This is a genomic window from Enterobacter sp. CFEC122, from assembly GCF_052983755.1.
The window spans coordinates 75,059-92,233 of sequence record NZ_JBRIQR010000004.1; the positions used below are offsets into that span (position 1 = coordinate 75,059).

Consider the following 17,175-nt stretch of genomic DNA (forward strand, 5'->3'; position numbering starts at 1 on the left):
CTCCTAGACAAAGCGGCAACTGATGGAGCCCATGTTGCCGTAGTCGACGTGGAAGGTGTCGCCTCTGCTGGCGGGCACCGGGCGGGTAAACGAGCCGCCGAGAACGATCTGGCCAGGCTCCAGCTGCACGTCATACGGGGCGAGCTTGTTGGCCAGCCACGCCACGCCGTTGGCCGGGTGGTTAAGCACGCCTGCGGCCACGCCGGTCTCTTCGATCACGCCGTTGCGGTAGAGCAGGGCGGAGATCCAGCGCAGGTCCAGCTCGTCGGGCTTAATCGGACGGCCGCCGAGGATCACGCCCGCGTTGGCGGCGTTATCGGAGATGGTGTCGAACACCTTGCGCGGGCGCTGGGTGTCCGGGTCGACGTTGTGGCAGCGGGCGTCGATCAGCTCCAGCGCGGGGATCACGTAGTCCGTGGCGTTGTAGACGTCGAAGATCGTGCAGTTCGGGCCGCGCAGCGGTTTTGCCAGCACGAACGCCAGCTCCACTTCAATGCGCGGGACGATAAAGCGATCCACGGGAATGTCGCTGCCGTCGTGGAAGAACATGTCGTCCAGCAGCGCGCCGTAGTCCGGCTCGCTAATCTGCGAGCTGGCCTGCATCGCTTTGGACGTCAGGCCGATCTTGTGGCCCTTCAGCACGCGGCCTTCGGCGATCTTCAGGCTGACCCATTCGCGCTGGACGGCGTAGGCGTCGTCGATAGTGATCGTCGGATAGTCGAGGGAGATCTGGCGGATCTGCTCCCGGGACTGCTCCGCCTGATGCAGACGATGGGCGATCAGGGTATGGGTGTGTTTATCGAGCATGGCGTATCCTTTATGCGGCTGTTGCCGGGTGGCGCTTCGCTTACCGGGCCTACGTTCGAGCCGTTGTAGGTCCGGTAAGCGAAGCGCCACCGGGCGAAAAAGATGTCTACTTAAACAACGCGTGCACGTTGTTTTGTTTGTAATTAAGCGTCGGGTGCAGCTCGTCCAGCTCAAACGACAGCGCCAGATAGCGGCTCGCCATCAGCGCCGCGAAGTGCGTTTTAATCAGCGCAAACAGCATTTCACCGACCTCTTCCCGGCTCTCCAGACTGCGCCCCGCGCCAATCTTCAGCGTCATATGGACAAAGGCGTAATCGTGCTTGCCGTCGGCCATCTGCCAGGTGTCCAGCCAGTGGGCGCGGCTGCGGATACCGCCGATAGGGAAGATGCCCGTGGCGGCGAGCGCCTCGTTCACTTTGGCGAACAGCCCCGGCAGGTCGGCCTGCTCGCGGATGTTGTCGGTACATTCAGCAATAAAGTGCGGCATGGAGGCTCCTTACGCAGGCAGGGGGAAAACGGCGTTGACCTGGCCGGTGCCGGAGCTGGCGAACAGTTCGGTGAGAAACTCCACCTTGCCGTCGTATTTGTCCCAGCCGAGCATCCCCAGCAGCATCACCGTGTCGTGCATGTTGCCCTCGCCGTAGCAGTAGTCGGCGTACTCCGGCAGCATGCTGCAGAATTCTTTGAACTGACCCTCGCGCCACAGCTTCACCACGCGCTCGTCCATCTGGCGGTCGAACTCCCGGGTGTAGCTGTTCATCCCTTCTTCCGCGCGCTGGTCGTCGATAAAGCGGTGCGACAGCGAGCCGCTGGCGAGCACCGCCACGGTGCCGTCATATTTTTCGATGGCGCTGACGATGGCCTCGCCCAGCCTGCGGCTGTCGGCGAAGTCGTGAACCGTGCAGAACGCCGAGATGGAGACCACCTTGAAGTGCTTATCCGCGTTCATGTAGCGCATTGGCACCAGCGTGCCGTACTCAAGCTTGAGGCTCGGAATGTTGTGCGCTTTGGCGCGCACGCCACGCTTCACCGCCTCGTAGGCGATCAGCTGGCCGAGTTCCGGGTTGCCGTCGTAGTCGTAGGTCATGTCGCGGATAAAGTGCGGCAGCTCGTTGCTGGTGTAGACGCCCGAAAAATGGTCCGCACAGTTAATGTGGTACGCGCTGTTCACCAGCCAGTGGGTGTCGAACACGATGATGGTGTCCACGCCCAGCTCGCGGCAGCGCTTGCTGATTTCTTTATGTCCGTCGATGGCCGACTGTCGGCAGCCGTGGTTTTTGCCCGGCAGTTCGGAGAGATACATCGACGGCACGTGGGTGATTTTTGCCGCTAACGCTAATTTACCCATGATCAGATCCCCCATTTTGGAATCGGGTGGTCGCCCATGGAGATGCAGACGTTCTTCATCTCCGCGAACACTTCGAAGCTGTACTCCCCGCCCTCGCGGCCGGTGCCGGAGGCCTTCACGCCGCCAAACGGCTGGCGCAGGTCGCGCACGTTCTGGGTGTTGACGAACACCATCCCCGCTTCGATATTGCGCGCCAGGCGCAGCACTTTGCTGACGTCCTGGGTCCAGATGTACGACGCCAGGCCGTACTCCACGTCGTTGGCCAGGCGCAGGCCCTCCGCTTCGTCCTTGAACGGCAGCAGGCAGGCCACCGGCCCGAAGATCTCCTCCTGCGCCACGCGCATGCGGTTGTCGACGTCCGCCAGCACGGTCGGGCGCAGGAAGTTGCCGCCCTTCAGGTGCGCAGGCAGATCGGTCGGTTTGTCCGGGCCGCCCGCCAGCAGGGTTGCGCCTTCCTCGATGCCGAGGCGGATATAGCCGGAGACTTTTTCCCAGTGCTGCTGGCTGATGAGCGCGCCAATCTGGGTGTTCGGATCGGTCGGGTCGCCCACGCGCAGGCGGCTGGCGCGCTCGGCAAAGCGCTTGACGAATTCCGGGTAGATGCTCTGCTGGATAAAGATGCGCGAGCCGGCGGTGCAGCGCTCGCCGTTGATGGAGAAGATGGTGAACAGGGCGGCGTCCAGCGCGCGCTCGATGTCGGCATCCTCAAATATCAGCACCGGGGATTTGCCGCCCAGCTCCATGGAGTACTTCTTCAGCCCGGCGTTTTTCATGATGTTGCGCCCGGTAGCGGTGCCGCCGGTGAAGGAGACGGCGCGCACGTCGTGATGCCGCACCAGCGCATCGCCTGCCGTCGCGCCGTAGCCCTGAACGACGTTCAGCACGCCCGCCGGAATACCCGCCTCCAGGGCGAGCTCGCCCAGACGGTCGGCGGTGAGCGGGGAGAGCTCGGACATCTTCAGCACCGCGGTATTGCCTAAGGCCAGACAGGGCGCGACCTTCCAGGTGGCGGTCATAAACGGCACGTTCCACGGCGACACCAGCGCGCAGACGCCCACCGGCTGCACCAGGGTGTAGTTGAGCATCTTGTCGTCGACCGGGTAGGTCTTGCCGTTCATCTGCTGGCACACCTCGGCGAAGAATTCGAAGTTGTGCGAGGCGCGTGGAATGAGCACGTTTTTAGTCTGGTGGATCGGCAGGCCGGTGTCGGCGGTTTCCATGGCGGCGATCTCGGGCACGTTCTGGTCGATCAGGTCGCCCAGGCGGCGCATCAGGCGCGCGCGCTCCTTCATCGGCAGGTTGGCCCACTTCGGAAACGCCTCTTTGGCGGCGGCAACGGCCTGATGGATTTCGGCTTCGCCGCCGGCGGCCACTTCTGCCAGGACCTCGCCGGAGGCCGGGTTAGTGGTGTGAAAGTAGTCGCTGCCCGCGACGTTTTTACCGTTGATCCAATGGTTAATCTTTTTCATTTTGCCGTCTCCTCACTCACAATTCGGTTCACCAGGCGTCCCACGCCTTCCACTTCCACCACCACCTCATCGCCCGGCACCACGTCGGACAGCCCCTTCGGCGTGCCGGTGGCAATCATGTCGCCCGGCTGCAGGGTCATAAAGTCGCTCAGGTAGGCGATCAGGTACGGGATGCTGAAAATGAGATCGGCGGTGGTCCCTTCCTGGCGCAGCTCGCCGTTGACGAAGGTGCGCAGGGCGAGGTTGTGCGGGTCGGGAATGGCCTCTTTTGGCACGATGTTGGGGGAAATGGGGGTCAGCCCGTCGCGGCTTTTTACCCGCAGGTTCGGGCGGTAGTAGTTTTCGAGATAGTCACGAATGGCGTAGTCGTTGCAGACCGTGTAGCCCGCAACATAGTCCATCGCCTCGGCTTCGCTCACCTTGCGGGCCGTTTTGCCGATGACCACTACCAGCTCCGCTTCATAGTGCATGTACTCGACGTTGTTCGGGCGCACCGAGGTCTGGTTGTCGCCGTTGAAGGTGTTAGGCGCTTTGATAAAGACCAGCGGCTCGGTGGGCGGCTTGAAGTCCAGCTCGCTGGCGTGATCGGCATAGTTCAGGCCGAGGGCAAACAGCGTGGCGTGCGGCGGCGTGCTGTGCGCAATAGTGACGTCGCGCTCGTCCACCACCGGGTTTTCCAGCGGTGGAAATCCTTCCGCCAGAATACGCACCCGATCGCCCGGGCGGATCTCAACGCGGCTGTGCGGGGTACCGAGCAGGATCGCATCACCGGGATTAAGGGTGGCGAACTCGCTCAGGGCGCTCAGCAGTTCGGCAGCGTTACGCTGCAGATCGGCGGTGTTCCAGTGGTCCGCTTCGCGGCCGTTGATCTCGGTGATGATGGTCAGGCTATCCACGTTATCAACGGCGACCGGTTCGCCGAGCGGGCAGAATCCGTCGCGGCATTTGGCCTTGATGGCCGGGCGGTAGAGGCTCTCTTCCGGCAGGCTCACCTCGTTGGCCAGCGCATATCCGGCGATGTACGCCGCGGCGTCCTCCACGCGCACCTTGCTGGCGGTTTTACCGACCACCAGCGCTACCGTGGCGCCGCTCAGCACCGTTTCCCCCTGCGGGAACGGAATGGGCTCGCCTGCACGGATCACGGTGTTATGCGGTTTGATAAACCACACCGCCGTTTTCGGCGGCGTGTTGTAGGGGGCTTTTTCAAACGCCTCTCGCCAGGCTTCGCGCTGGCTCTGATGGTTGAGGGCGACGGCAAAGACGGTACCTTTCATTCACATACTCCTCAGACCGGAGGTCCGGTTTGGATTTCATTAATATGTTAATGATCTGGTTTTATGCTTTTGCTGATTATTTCGCAATCAGAAGTGAAAGATTTGTGATACGAATAACAATAAATTTACATATTGGTGTTTATTGATATTAAAATCAGCGTGTTAATAAACTTAGTGGGTTTCTGTTAGACTTTTTGACGGAAAACGTGTTGTTTATAAAAGCATCTTTTATGAATTGTTTACGTGTTAATGATGTAAGGGGGAGAGGCTATGCATGATTCATTAACCATCGCGCTGCTGCAGGCGCGGGAAGCGGCGATGTCCTACTTCCGACCGATCGTGAAGCGCCATAACCTGACCGAGCAGCAGTGGCGCATTGTGCGCGTGCTGGCTGAACATCCGTCGATGGATTTTCACGATCTGGCGTTTCGCACCTGTATTTTGCGCCCGAGCCTGACCGGCATTCTGACGCGCATGGAGCGCGACGGCCTGGTGCTGCGCTTAAAGCCGCTGAACGACCAGCGCAAGCTGTACGTCTCGCTGACCAAAGAGGGCAATGCGCTGTATGAGCACGCCCAGGCGCAGGTGGAGGAGGCGTATCAGCAGATTGAGGCGGAATATACGCCGGAGAAGATGAAACAGCTGACGGCGCTGCTGGAAGAGTTTATTGAACTCGGAAACCGACATAACGCAGCGCGGGAAGAAGAGTAAAAACCACAAATTTCAGGATGAATTTCGTAAAGTTTTCCCTTCCCAGGCCGAAAATTCTGTATCTGTCTGAGGAAAGAGAAAACATGTTAAACCGTATCAAGATTGTCACCAGCTTAATGCTGGTTTTAGCGATATTTGGCCTTTTACAACTCACATCCGGTGGTCTTTTCTTTAATGCTCTGAAGAATGACAAAGAGAATTTCACCGTCCTGCAAACCATTCGCCAGCAACAGTCCACGCTGAACGGCAGCTGGGTTGCGTTGCTGCAAACCCGTAATACCCTGAACCGCGCGGGTATCCGCTACATGATGGATCAGAGCAATATCGGCAGCGGCGCGACCGTGAACGATTTGATGCAAATCGCGTCTGCGTCTCTGAAGCAGGCGGAAAAAAACTGGGCTGCCTACGAAGCCCTGCCGCGCGATCCGCGTCAAAGCGATGCGGATGCCATGGAGATCAAGCGTAACTATGATATTTACCACGGCGCGCTGGCGGAGCTGATCCAGCTGCTGGGCGCGGGCAAAATCAACGCCTTCTTCGACCAGCCAACCCAGAGTTACCAGGACGGTTTTGAGAAGCAGTACGTGAGCTACCTGCAGCAGAACGACAAGCTGTACCAGATGGCGGTCGAAGACAGCAACAGCTCCTACAGCCAGGCTATCTGGGTGCTGATCGGCGTCCTGATTGCCGTGCTGGTGGTGATTGTGGCCGTCTGGCTCAACATCAAGCAGACGCTGATCTCCCCGCTGAATCGTCTGATCGACAACATTCGCCATATCGCCAGCGGCGACCTGGTGAAGCGCATTGAGGTCCAGGGCACCAACGAGATGGGTGAACTGGCCGACTCGCTGCGCCATATGCAGGGCGAGCTGGTGCGTACCGTTGGCGACGTGCGTAACGGCGCGAATGCGATCTACAGCGGCGCGAGTGAAATCGCGATGGGCAACAACGACCTCTCCTCCCGTACTGAACAGCAGGCCGCTTCCCTAGAAGAGACCGCTGCCAGCATGGAGCAGCTGACGGCGACCGTTAAGCAGAACGCCGAAAACGCCCGTCAGGCGAGCCACCTGGCGCTGAGCGCCTCTGAAACCGCGCAGAAAGGCGGCAAAGTGGTGGACAACGTGGTGCAGACCATGCGCGATATCGCAGGCAGTTCGCAGAAAATTGCCGACATTATCAGCGTGATTGACGGCATTGCTTTCCAGACCAACATCCTGGCACTGAACGCGGCGGTAGAAGCGGCGCGTGCGGGCGAGCAGGGCCGTGGTTTTGCGGTGGTGGCAGGTGAAGTGCGTAACCTGGCCCAGCGCAGCGCCCAGGCAGCACGCGAGATCAAGAGCCTGATCGAAGACTCCGTGGGTCGCGTGGAAGTGGGCTCAACGCTGGTCGAAAGCGCCGGTGAAACCATGGGTGAGATCGTGAATGCGGTTACCCGCGTCACGGACATCATGGGTGAAATCGCCTCTGCGTCTGACGAGCAGAGCCGCGGTATCGACCAGGTCGGTCTGGCGGTGGCAGAGATGGATCGCGTGACCCAGCAGAACGCCTCGCTGGTGGAAGAGTCTGCCGCAGCGGCAGCCGCACTGGAAGAACAGGCAAGCCGTCTGACCCAGGCCGTGGCGGTGTTCCGCATTCAGCAGGAGCAGATGAAAGCGCGTGAGTTCGCTTCTGCGAAAACCGTTGCAGCACCGGCGATGGCGCGTAAAACGGTTACCGCTGATGCTGGTGATAACTGGGAAACCTTCTAACGCCGTATGTTGTGCCGGGTGGCGGCTGCGCCTTACCCGGCCTACGGTTCGTGGTTGTGCCGGGTGGCGGCTGCGCCTTACCCGGCCTAGGGTTTGTGGTTTTGCCGGGTGGCGGCTACGCCTTACCCGGCCTACTGTTCAGGGTTTTGTAGGCCCGGTAAGCGCAGCGCCACCGGGCGATATTACAGAGGCAGGCGCATGGCGCAGCGCGTTTCATACGCGAAACCGTGCGCCGTCTCTTCTTCCCTTTTCTGACGCAGTTCAGGCGTCAGGGTCGTCATTTTTTCAAACCCCAGCCGCGCATAGAACGGCGCATTCCACGGTATGTTCCTGAACGTCGTCAGCGTCAGCGCTGTCAGCCACTTTCTGCGGGCATGGTCTGCCACGCAGGCGATGAGCTGCCTGCCGATCCCTTTTCCCTGCCAGTCCAGATCAACCGAGAGTTCGACAATAAACAGTGAAGACGGATGGGCTTCGGCAAGGATAAACCCGACGGGCAGGTCGTTTGCCAGCGCCAGCCAGCTTAACCCGCGTTCGACATAGTCGAGGTGTTGCTCAGCGGAAATGACCTCGCCATCGGCAAGCCAGGCGAGTGCCGGGAAGTCACGGAAGCGCCCGGCCGCCGCGCGTTCAATGGCGGGCAGGGCGGCAATGTCGTTGAGGGTGGTGGGGCGAATGCGAAGAGTCATGGCGGCAAGTATAGCCTGACCCGTCGACATTATTCCGAGCAGATCAGCACCGGCGAATAGAAATTGCTGATCACCAGCGCGTCTTCCGGCGTGCGCTCGATCGTCAGAAGCCTTTTATTGCCCAGCGTCAGGCCGGCAACGTATTTTTCAAAGACCCCGGGCGGCATGGCGTCATGGCTAAAACGCTCCACTTTTTGAATAGCGATCTCATACAGTTCGCCCTCCACGTGACGCCATTTAAACATCTCCTGGCGGGAAACCTCCCAGCTGCGTGGGGCATTCACCACGCTGCCGTTAACCGTGATGTACCCGGTTTTGTCGGGATGAAAACGCATAATGATCTCACCGTCAAAGGTGAAATCGTGGTTGTCGCGCCGGTCGGAAAAGGTCAGGTTTCCGTCGCAGGCCACCGACAGCGGGGGCGTGTGAAAGTACCACGCCAGCACGGTGCCCAGCAGCAGCAGGTTGAGGATCAGGGTTAGCCAAACTTTTTTGTGTCTCATCATCACCACTCGTAATAGTAAAGCGTACGACAGGCGCTGGCTTTACCCTGCGTGAGGGAACATTGGGAGAGCACCAGCCGCCCTTCGTGGCCGTAGAAAAGCGTTCTCTGAATGTGCATGTAGAAAATTGAATTTTTCAGGCACGGAAGATGGCCGTCCTTCTGAAGCGTTTGCGCCAGCGTTATTGCCTTCCCGTGAAATACGTCCGCCAGCGGCGTAAAGGTGTAGACCGGGCAGGTGCCGATATGCGTCAGCAGATGGATCTCCCTTTGTGAATTTTCTGGCTTGATCAGCGCGATCCAGAGGCATAGCGCAACGACGACCAGCGTGAGCGCGCCGCAGAACAGCCATTCAGGGCGAACGCGCCATGCAGGTTTCGCCGTTTCGGCGGTCGGCGGGGCCTCCTCCAGCGGAGTGACCGTAACGTCCGCGCTGAGCATAAAGCCCGTTTTCGGTACGGTAACGATAAGCAGCGCGTCGGGAAGCAGGGCCGCCAGCATCTTGCGCAGAATGCTGATGTACTGGTTTAAGGAGTTGTTAGACCCCTGAAGCCCTCGCCGATCCCAGACTTCCTGGAGAAAGGTTTCCCGTTCAACCACGTTCCCATGATGCTGAACCAGCAGCTTCATGATGGTATTGGCCGTACAGGTGAGGAGCTGCGCATCCTCATCCGGCGCATTGATAAGAGAAACAGAACCGTCCTCGTCGTTATAGACGATGGCGTCAGCAAGCAGGTATTTCATAAGTTGTTGTAATAAAAACAGAGATAAAAAATAAAAAGAGAAGGTCTACGCCTTCCGGGCTGCATTGCTGGCTATTTTAACGCCACTGTTACCGATAACATTGATCCAGACAGGATTTTGGGTGGTTTAATAAGTCAGCGTGATAATCACGTCATCAATAAATTCCCCGGTACCGGTTAGCGGCTGTGCCGGGACCTCGCCGTAAACGGTGTAGTTCTGGGTGCCGCCAGCGGGATTGGTGACCTGCAGCGCATCGCCGCTGCTTTGATCTCCCCAGCGTTGCGTGGCCGCCTCATTCTGCCAGAGCCCGTAGCGCAGGCACTGGCCCTCGTTGTTGCAGAGCTGCCGCTGATTACCGCTGGCATGGTTGCCTTTGCCCATGGCAAGGGTGAATGCGGTTCCGGCCGGGCAGCGCGTGGTCAGGGTGGCGGTGGAACGCGTCGGACGCAGGGTCGCGGTGCTGGTCAGGGTGCCGAAGTTAAGGGGCGTCACGCGCTCGATGTAGCATCCCTGGCTGATTTCGGCCTGCGCGCTGGTGCCGCCCTGCACCTGCTCCCCCTCTGCGGAACCGTCCGAGCAGTTTTGCAGGGCATCCTGACGCAGGGCGCTGTGCCAGGCGATGCGCAGATTCATGTTGTAGTTGTAATAGTGGTAGGCCGGAAGCTGGCTTTGCCCTGCCGGAATGGTAGCGATAAGCGGAAAGGTACCGCTGACGTTGGCATTGCTTTGCGCGGCCAGAGTCTGCTGAATCAGGTTCCCGCTGCTGGCAGGCCCCAGCTCCTGAGAGCGTGCTGCGCCGTTCAGCAGGCGGAAGAGGAGGGTGTACTGTTTTCCCTCCTGGTCCCCCGGCGAGATCATCTCAAAGGGCGGGGCGTCTACGCTGCTCAGGCAGACGTTGAGATATTCCGTCCTGCCCTCGTTGTCGGCCTGGCAGCTAAACTTGACCTCGGTGTTGACGGAGGTGGTATTGCCCGCCACGACGTTGCCAAAGTTAATGGCGGGCATGGAGGTTATCCAGCAGGCTGCCGCCATCGCCTTTACGGACAGGACGAGCAGCAATAATAACGGCGCTCTTAATGACACAGTTGTTCTCCCATATTCTGTATAGATGACGCGGTACGGGGCGCCGGAAGCGCGACCCGGCACTCTCCCTCACCGGTCTTCACCACCAGTTCACCCGGCAGGGGCGGATCTTCAAGCCAGATAAAGCCATCGCGGCCCACGATGGTGGCACCCTGCGGCGCTGACACGACGCTGCCCAGCGGGAGCGGCCTGCGGCGGCTGTCGACCAGCCGGGCCTGAACCGTGACGGCGTGATGGACGTTAAACTCGACTTTGACCGCGCTGCTGTTGCCCGGCCTGGCATGCATGTCGGTGACGGGGGCGATCACATCGGCGGGCAGATCGAGCGGGTTAATGCTGACTTTGCTGTTGTGGTAGCGCGGCAGATCGGTCAGCAGGAGATAACCGTCCTCATCCGTTTCACCGGCCGGGCGGTTTTCCAGCATCACCGGTACGTGTCCAATGCCGTGCGTGGAGACCAGCGCCATGCCCTGCTGGATGTAGCGCAGCGCGTGCAGGCTGCCGTCCAGCAGCGTCAGGCTCCCTTCTGCTGAGGCGTACTGGTTGCGTTGGCTGGCACCTTGCTGCAGCCCAACGTGCCATTCGCCCGCGCGGCCCAGATAGCCTGCGTCTGCATATCTTTCACGTCGTTCGCCAAAGCCCTGGCCCAGCTCCCATGACCAGCCGCCGGCCTCATCGTCCGGCTGGTGGCGGTAATCCATGCGTGGTTTATCCCGGCTGGCCTGAACGGAGAGCGTGTCCTCGCGACCCAATGGGACGGAAAGCAGTAGCTGAACCTGACTCGACGCATCCGTAAACGAGCGGGTATAGCTCAGCGTGGTGGAGATGTGTGCCGGCAGCGACACCGACCAGGAGGCATTGAGGTAGCGCTGCGTGCTGCCCTGAATGTTCTGCTGTACCCAGCCCGCGCCCACGGTGCCGAAGTGGGGGACGGACTGGCTTACCCAAACGCTGTCGCTGCGTCTGACGGGGGCGGCACCGCTCATGCGGGCGTTGTCGGCGAAATCCGCCTCGGTGCGGACGGTGCTGGCAGAAATGCCCGTTCCTCTGCCGTTCCACTGCCAGCCGAGGCCCCACTGAACGCCCTGACCGTAAGGGCTGTCGCTCACGGCAACGTGCTGGCTAACCACCCCTACGGCGGGAGAGACCAGCCAGTCAGCGCCCGTGCCCACGTTGTGCAGCCTGCGCTGCTGCTCCGTATGCAGTGCCAGCGTCAGGTGATTATTCACCCCATAGCGCCAGCCCGCGTCCAGCAGCGGCGAGGCGGCATAGTCGTCGGAGTGCAGGGCGTAGTTTTCCCGCATCCAGCCGATGTCCAGCGAACCGCTGCTGAGCCCTTCCGCCAGCATGCCCGGCGCGCCGTAGAGATCGAGCTGTACGGTGCGACGCTGGCCGTTGATATCGGTAATGACCACCTCCGCCTGCCCGCTTCCGGTGTAGGAGGGCAGGGTATCCAGCAGAAAGTCACCCGGCGTGACGCGCTGGCTGCTCTGCTTAAGGCCGTCGATATACAAATCGACCGTGGAAGGCAGTACGGCCGTGTCGCTGTAGCGGCTGCGCGGTTCAGTATTGAGTTGCGGATTGAGCTCAAAATTACGTGCCCAGTGCAGCCCGCCAAAGCGCACCTGTCGGCTCCAGCGGGCGCCAGTGGTGATGCTGTCGCCCAGCGCCAGCGTGGTCAGCGAGTCGGTGTTGTCCCACTGCCAGCGGGTTTCGAGACGCGTGTGGGTCGGTCGACCGGCGCTGTTTTCCTCCCCGGCATGGCTTGAGAAACTGCTGCTGAACGTTCCGGGTAATCCTCCGGATGCGGTCAGCATGGTCTGGGCGTTGAGCTGGCGCTGCCCCTGCGCATCACTGGCGTAGAGCGCGTATCCGAGCGTATAGGCGCTGACGGGTTGCGCATCAGGGTAGCGATACATCGGCGCGGGCTTTGAGGCGGTGAGATGCTGCTGGCCCTCGAGTGCGTCTGCCTCTGCGGTAATCGACACCTGCTGGGACAGCACGTCGAGATTAACCTTCAGGCCCGGCAGGGACGTCAGCTCAACCCATTCGGCGCGATCGTCCGGGGCGTGAAGCCCCAGCTTTTTCATGTCGCTGCGGCTTATCCATAACGCATTATCCACCACCCGGCAGGCCCAGAGCTCGCCTCGCGGGGCGTGGTTTACGGTAATGGCCAGCCATTGTACGGTGTCGGCGGGTTCAGTCCGGGCTGACAGCATGAGCGGTAGCCAAAACAGGAGCGCGAGAAGCGAGCGGGCGCAGGGGTATCTGGCTGGCATGGTGGTCATCATTGAGATAGACGCGCAGCGTGCTGAGCGCGTGACGTGAAGCGTGTTTAAGCGGCAAAAGGGCCGTTTGTCCCGGGAGCACATAGCCCGCCAGGCCTTTAATCGACCCTACAACCTGCCCATCGGCCGTCAGGGCCTCAAGGTGGCTGAGACGGATGTGGCGGTTTCCGGCATTAAAGCAGCGAAGGGTGGCCGGTATTTCAGACTGCTCACAGCTCAGGGCATCGTGGCTGACGGGCGCGCTCTGGTTCCCGGCAATAAACACCGGAATCGAGTAGCGCAGCAGGAAGTGCACCGCGGTGGGATTGGCGGCACGGGACGTGGCGTCCGGCAGTTCGTCGATGACCAGCCGGTAACTTTGCTCCTGTGCACGGATGCCGGGCTGCATGACGATAATACGCACCAGCTGCTGCTGGCCCGGCGCCAGTGATGTCATCGCCGGGCTGCTGACCACCTCCCCGGTGGCCACCAGAACATCTTTACCGTTTTTTTGCGTCCATTCGTACACCCGAATCTGCGCATGGATGGCCGCTTTCCCACTGTTAGTGAGATAGACCGCCGCTGCCCGCTGGTCGCTCTGCAGATCGAGCGTTACCGGGGCCACCTGAAGCGTGGCGGCCAGCGCGTAGCGTGACAGCAGCGCCAGCATCATGAGCCACAGAATGAAGCAGGAAAGATAGCGACGCACGATCAGTACTCCAGTTTTAACGTGATATCGTCGCTGTAGGTACCTGCCTGGGCGGTTGTCAGCGCCCCGGCGTCAATGACGCCATACAGCGTTTCTTCCTGTTCCGCACCGTTGCCGGTATCGTCCAGGCCATTCGTGCCGGTGATTTGCGTCTGTTTGCCTTCGTCAGCAAAGAGCTTCCACGCAATCTTCTGCGCGCCCGTGTCGCCGTTTTCCGGCTTCAGCCAGAAGGTTCCATTTTCGCCGTCGTTGCTGGTGGCGGTCAGAGTGAACGGCGTGCCGTTGGTACAGACGATATCGACCTGCGTTTTGGCCTGGATTTCGCTCGACTCATCGGAGCCGTGACGCGAGAAGTTGAGGTCGTTGGCTTTGAGGGTGCACGACTTCACGACCTCAAGTGATACGTGCATCGTCGCGCTTGCGGTGCTGTCTGCGGCGATCGCAGCAGCAGGAAGCAGGAGAACGGAACAACATACAACGGTGGGAATAATTTTCATGATCTTCTTTCCTGACGTGAGTAACAGTGCAATTACAAAGCGAATGACTGAGCGTCCAGCAGGCAGCGTTTTTGATGGAATGCCGCCAGGTTGTGGCAGCAACAAGTGGGGCAAGGCCATAAGCAGGCATTGCCGCGCAGAACGATGACCTTATCGCCAGCATTCGGAATGAGAGGGGTCATTTTCTGCCCCACAGATAGCCCTGGCCGTAATCGGCCGCGCTGGCGCGGGCCAGCGCGAAATCACCCGCGGTTTCAATGCCTTCGATCAGCACCTTGCTGGCGACGCGCTTGCACTGGCGGGTGAGATGCAGAAACTTCGCCTGCTCGGTCCGTCCGTTCCAGAAGGTATGTTTGTCAATTTTGATGCCGCAGAAGCGGATCTGGCTGGTCAGAAGTTCGGGAAGAAGGTCTTCGCAAACATCGTCTGCCCACACTTCTATCCCCCACTGATGGAGCGTTGCGATGCATTTCCGCAGCGCCCGGCTTTGCGTATCGTCGAGTTGTATCATCGAATGGAGATCGGTGACCTCGATAGCAAGTCTCTCCGGGCAGGGTGTTTCTTCTTTGAGCCTGTCGAGGAAGTCCGTGTCCAGCAGTAAATCCGATGTCGCATTGAGGTAATACTTGTCGCCATCCTTGCAAAACATGGCGTGACGAAGCTGCGCAAAGAAGTGCGCTTTACGCTGGGTCGCTGTCATCGAGCCAAAGTAATCTTCAAGATTGACGTGGGGCTTTGCCGTGGACAATACCTCCCAGGCAATCACATTTTCACTGCGCAGTGCCCGGATGGATTCGAACTTATAGCCGGTTAGCATGATAAAAGTGCGTAACGCTCCGTGGTGATTTCATGAGCTGCACATTTTATAGATTTGGTTTTTGACAGGATATTTATAGATAAAAATAGCTCATATAAAGTGTTTTTATCTATTTTATAAGATTTATAAAGGATTATTTATTTTCATAAGCGCCCGGCAGAACGCCGGGCGCGACGCGCATTAACCCGCTTTGCTGATGATTTTGATTTCGACCATGCCAATTCCGATCTCGCGCGGCGAATGCCCAAGGATATTTCCCTCATTCGTGGACTGCGGGTCCGGCGGTACAATCACCAGGGTATTGCTGCGTGAAGGATTCTCAAAATGCAGCGTTTGTGTGCTCACGTCGTTTCCAAGCGTTAACGTCTGCTCCCGATCGCCCACGCGCACGGGTACGGGCTTGTTAGCATTAGGCCCATAGGCCCTGGCGGTGATCACCAGATCAAATTGTTCCGGCAGGGGATGGGTGTACTCAATTTTCACCTCATTGCCCAGCTGCGCGTTGGACCAGCGTCCCCAGGACTCCGGCCGCGAGATGCCGCTAAACTGTTTCACTTCCTCCGGCGCGCCGGCCACGTTAAAGATAAAGCTGTCCGCTTTGTAGCGAATATCGTTGTCGACGATTTTCAGCATGTCGACGTTACGCTGATAGCGCGCGGTATCTATCACCGTATCTTTAAAGGCGGTTTTGCCCTTCCACTGCGCCTTATCCACGTGCTGAACGGTTTGTTCTCCGCCAAGCTGGCCCTGCGAGACGCACCAGTCGGTCGAGAGCGCCAGCGGCTGCGACCAGAGCTGGCCCATTTTGTAGCACCGGTCGACCCAGACGAAGTTATCGCGTGGCGCAAAATCGGCCAGCTGGTAGCGCAGCGGCGCGGAATACTCGCTTTCCGGCAACGGCTCAACGCGTCCTTCCGAGACGCGCAGCAGCAGCGGCAGACGGAAGTTGCTGCCCGAGAAGGCAATGGTGTTTTTATCCCGATCGACGGTGAAGTCTTTCATCTCTTTCGGGAAGTTCCACAGGCGGATGATGTCTGGCTTCCAGGCGAGAATTTTTTCCTTCATGTTGAGGAACACTTCCGACAGGGATTGCCCCGACAGCGTGCTGCGGCCCAGGCCAATAAAGTTGTCGCCGCCCAGAATGTCCAGCACGGTGGCGCCGTTATCCATGGAGTTGCGTTTGGTGGCGATCTCCTCCTGCTGCGGCTGGTCGCCGCGCAGGACGAAGAACAGGTTGCTGCGATCCTGCTTGTTGAGCTGATCCCACGCGCTGTTTTTCATCGCCAGATGGTCAGACGAGACGACGATGACGGTATTTTTAAACCAGGGCGAGGCTTTGATTTTCTCGACCAGTGCGGCGATGTGCTCCTGACTGCAGGTGACGGCGCTGAACGATTTGTTGTTTTTGCCATCAATCTCATAGCTTTTGCGCTTGCAGGTGCGCGAGACAAACCCGTCCGGATGGTGAGTGTCCACCGTCAGCGCAAAGAGAGAGAAACGCTTGCCCGCGCGGGACAGCTCCTCGAATTTCTTCCAGGTTTCGTCGAGTACCGTATCGTCATAGAAGCCCCAGTCATTGCGGTAGCTCGGATCGGCAACCGTCGTTTTTAACTCTTCTGAGCCGTACAGGTGGTCAAAACCGTGGGATTTCAGGAACACATCTTTTCCGGCGAAACGCAGGTTTGCTCCCTGCATAAAATAGTTTTCGTAGCCGGAGTTTTTCAGGATATCGCCGAGGCAAATATTCTGCGGGAAGAAGGTCGACATGGAGGCTGAGGCGTTACCTTCAAAAGGCGCGAACAGCGGGATACCACACTGGGAGGCAACCATCCCGGCAATCGTATAATCCGTGCCGGGCAGCTGCATGGTGTGGCTGAAATCGAGACCTTCATTTTTCAGCGCGCCCAAATCTGGCGTCAGGTCCGGGAAGGCATCGTTATCAAAGTAGGTGCGCTCCAGGCTTTCACCGTAGATATAGACCAGATTGAGCGTCGGGTTGGCGATCGTTTTCGACGGCTCTTTGTAGTAAGCCGCGAAATCCGGATCGCCATCGCGCGACTGGGATTTCACCAGCTCGGTGATCTGATGGAACGCCGGGCTGGCGTCGACGGAGGCCAGCGCCAGGAATAACGCCAGCAGGCTGTAGCCATGATGGTGTGGATGATGGCGACGGCGACGCAGCACCCAGGCCAGCGCGCCAAAAATCATCACCAGCGCGACGATAAGGCCGAGCCCCGGAAGTATGTACTTACCCACACCTGCGCCCGTCAGGCTGTTCGTCAGGGTGTAGAGCACCGCATCGTTAATACCGTCACCGGTAAAGTAATCGCTGGCGTATAAGGTAATGTTTAAAATAATAAAAATGCCGAGCACCACCAGCGTGGCGATAAACCACCAGGTGTGACGGCCGGCTTTCCAGGCGTAAACGCCGACAGAAGCCAGAAAAAGGATAAGAGACAAGAATTCTGACAACAGCATATCCTCATGACGCCAGGTGCTTCGCTGGCTAA

At 59.2% G+C, this 17,175-nt stretch carries 16 protein-coding genes; 2 read left to right on the top strand and 14 right to left on the bottom strand.

Going from position 1 to position 17,175, the window contains the following annotated elements; all coding sequences use genetic code 11:
* Window positions 1–3: 3 nt before the first annotated feature.
* The 5 genes from hpaH to hpaG form a co-directional block, all read right to left on the bottom strand.
* Complete coding sequence (gene hpaH / locus ACVCAM_RS04690) at window positions 4–807, bottom strand: 2-oxo-hept-4-ene-1,7-dioate hydratase (RefSeq protein WP_021240607.1); 804 nt, start codon at window positions 805–807, stop codon at window positions 4–6.
* A gap of 106 nt (window positions 808–913) precedes the next feature.
* The gene (locus ACVCAM_RS04695) at window positions 914–1,294 is read right to left on the bottom strand and encodes a 5-carboxymethyl-2-hydroxymuconate Delta-isomerase (protein ID WP_008502110.1); all 381 of its coding nucleotides are present in this window, start codon (window positions 1,292–1,294) and stop codon (window positions 914–916) included.
* A 9-nt stretch (window positions 1,295–1,303) separates the two neighbouring features.
* Window positions 1,304–2,155: a 3,4-dihydroxyphenylacetate 2,3-dioxygenase gene (gene hpaD / locus ACVCAM_RS04700; protein ID WP_126306530.1), complete on the bottom strand. Its 852-nt coding sequence runs from the start codon at window positions 2,153–2,155 to the stop codon at window positions 1,304–1,306.
* 2 nt (window positions 2,156–2,157) lie between these two features.
* The gene (gene hpaE, locus ACVCAM_RS04705; RefSeq protein ID WP_069597848.1) at window positions 2,158–3,624 is read right to left on the bottom strand and encodes a 5-carboxymethyl-2-hydroxymuconate semialdehyde dehydrogenase; all 1,467 of its coding nucleotides are present in this window, start codon (window positions 3,622–3,624) and stop codon (window positions 2,158–2,160) included.
* Entirely contained in the window at window positions 3,621–4,898 is a 1,278-nt protein-coding gene (hpaG, locus tag ACVCAM_RS04710) for a 4-hydroxyphenylacetate degradation bifunctional isomerase/decarboxylase (protein WP_407223038.1), read from the bottom strand. The genes hpaE and hpaG overlap by 4 nt, the downstream gene beginning before the upstream one ends.
* 270 nt (window positions 4,899–5,168) lie before the next feature.
* Between hpaG and hpaR the strand changes: the two genes are divergently transcribed.
* Together hpaR and tsr are read left to right on the top strand one after the other, a co-directional pair.
* Window positions 5,169–5,609, top strand: coding sequence for a homoprotocatechuate degradation operon regulator HpaR (gene hpaR / locus ACVCAM_RS04715; RefSeq protein ID WP_008502106.1), 441 nt, complete (start codon window positions 5,169–5,171; stop codon window positions 5,607–5,609).
* Between the two features lie 83 nt (window positions 5,610–5,692).
* Window positions 5,693–7,357: a methyl-accepting chemotaxis protein gene (gene tsr, locus ACVCAM_RS04720; RefSeq protein WP_023293346.1), complete on the top strand. Its 1,665-nt coding sequence runs from the start codon at window positions 5,693–5,695 to the stop codon at window positions 7,355–7,357.
* A 182-nt stretch (window positions 7,358–7,539) separates the two neighbouring features.
* Here the strand turns inward: tsr and ACVCAM_RS04725 are convergent, their stop codons facing one another.
* The 9 genes from ACVCAM_RS04725 to opgB form a co-directional block, all read right to left on the bottom strand.
* Window positions 7,540–8,046 (bottom strand): GNAT family N-acetyltransferase, encoded by a 507-nt coding sequence (locus tag ACVCAM_RS04725; RefSeq protein WP_407223039.1) that lies wholly within the window; start codon window positions 8,044–8,046, stop codon window positions 7,540–7,542.
* Window positions 8,047–8,075: 29 nt separating this feature from the next.
* Window positions 8,076–8,549, bottom strand: coding sequence for a hypothetical protein (locus tag ACVCAM_RS04730; RefSeq protein WP_025912120.1), 474 nt, complete (start codon window positions 8,547–8,549; stop codon window positions 8,076–8,078).
* Between the two features lie 2 nt (window positions 8,550–8,551).
* Complete coding sequence (locus tag ACVCAM_RS04735) at window positions 8,552–9,292, bottom strand: winged helix-turn-helix domain-containing protein (RefSeq protein WP_039023930.1); 741 nt, start codon at window positions 9,290–9,292, stop codon at window positions 8,552–8,554.
* 126 nt (window positions 9,293–9,418) lie between these two features.
* Window positions 9,419–10,375, bottom strand: coding sequence for a Csu type fimbrial protein (locus tag ACVCAM_RS04740; protein ID WP_023293343.1), 957 nt, complete (start codon window positions 10,373–10,375; stop codon window positions 9,419–9,421).
* Complete coding sequence (locus ACVCAM_RS04745; RefSeq protein WP_447093543.1) at window positions 10,366–12,654, bottom strand: fimbria/pilus outer membrane usher protein; 2,289 nt, start codon at window positions 12,652–12,654, stop codon at window positions 10,366–10,368. Before ACVCAM_RS04745 ends, ACVCAM_RS04740 begins: the two co-directional genes overlap by 10 nt.
* Window positions 12,575–13,351 (bottom strand): fimbrial biogenesis chaperone, encoded by a 777-nt coding sequence (locus ACVCAM_RS04750; RefSeq protein WP_045371563.1) that lies wholly within the window; start codon window positions 13,349–13,351, stop codon window positions 12,575–12,577. Before ACVCAM_RS04750 ends, ACVCAM_RS04745 begins: the two co-directional genes overlap by 80 nt.
* Before the next feature lie 2 nt (window positions 13,352–13,353).
* A complete protein-coding gene (locus ACVCAM_RS04755) occupies window positions 13,354–13,848 on the bottom strand; it encodes a Csu type fimbrial protein (protein ID WP_023293340.1) in 495 nt (164 codons plus the stop codon).
* 178 nt (window positions 13,849–14,026) lie between these two features.
* Window positions 14,027–14,665 carry an EAL domain-containing protein gene (locus tag ACVCAM_RS04760; protein ID WP_045353170.1) on the bottom strand — a complete coding sequence of 213 codons (639 nt, stop codon included), beginning with the start codon at window positions 14,663–14,665 and terminating at the stop codon, window positions 14,027–14,029.
* Between the two features lie 180 nt (window positions 14,666–14,845).
* On the bottom strand, window positions 14,846–17,137 hold the full coding sequence (gene opgB / locus ACVCAM_RS04765) for a phosphatidylglycerol--membrane-oligosaccharide glycerophosphotransferase (RefSeq protein WP_023326656.1): 2,292 nt from the start codon (window positions 17,135–17,137) through the stop codon (window positions 14,846–14,848).
* Window positions 17,138–17,175: the final 38 nt, after the last annotated feature.

Bases quoted from the DNA above. Each gene is read 5' to 3' on its own strand.
- hpaH (WP_021240607.1), bottom strand. From the start codon at position 807: ATGCTCGATAAACACACCCATACCCTGATCGCCCATCGTCTGCATCAG.
- ACVCAM_RS04695 (WP_008502110.1), bottom strand. From the start codon at position 1,294: ATGCCGCACTTTATTGCTGAATGTACCGACAACATCCGCGAGCAGGCC.
- hpaD (WP_126306530.1), bottom strand. From the start codon at position 2,155: ATGGGTAAATTAGCGTTAGCGGCAAAAATCACCCACGTGCCGTCGATG.
- hpaE (WP_069597848.1), bottom strand. From the start codon at position 3,624: ATGAAAAAGATTAACCATTGGATCAACGGTAAAAACGTCGCGGGCAGC.
- hpaG (WP_407223038.1), bottom strand. From the start codon at position 4,898: ATGAAAGGTACCGTCTTTGCCGTCGCCCTCAACCATCAGAGCCAGCGC.
- hpaR (WP_008502106.1), top strand. From the start codon at position 5,169: ATGCATGATTCATTAACCATCGCGCTGCTGCAGGCGCGGGAAGCGGCG.
- tsr (WP_023293346.1), top strand. From the start codon at position 5,693: ATGTTAAACCGTATCAAGATTGTCACCAGCTTAATGCTGGTTTTAGCG.
- ACVCAM_RS04725 (WP_407223039.1), bottom strand. From the start codon at position 8,046: ATGACTCTTCGCATTCGCCCCACCACCCTCAACGACATTGCCGCCCTG.
- ACVCAM_RS04730 (WP_025912120.1), bottom strand. From the start codon at position 8,549: ATGAGACACAAAAAAGTTTGGCTAACCCTGATCCTCAACCTGCTGCTG.
- ACVCAM_RS04735 (WP_039023930.1), bottom strand. From the start codon at position 9,292: ATGAAATACCTGCTTGCTGACGCCATCGTCTATAACGACGAGGACGGT.
- ACVCAM_RS04745 (WP_447093543.1), bottom strand. From the start codon at position 12,654: ATGCCAGCCAGATACCCCTGCGCCCGCTCGCTTCTCGCGCTCCTGTTT.
- ACVCAM_RS04755 (WP_023293340.1), bottom strand. From the start codon at position 13,848: ATGAAAATTATTCCCACCGTTGTATGTTGTTCCGTTCTCCTGCTTCCT.
- ACVCAM_RS04760 (WP_045353170.1), bottom strand. From the start codon at position 14,665: ATGCTAACCGGCTATAAGTTCGAATCCATCCGGGCACTGCGCAGTGAA.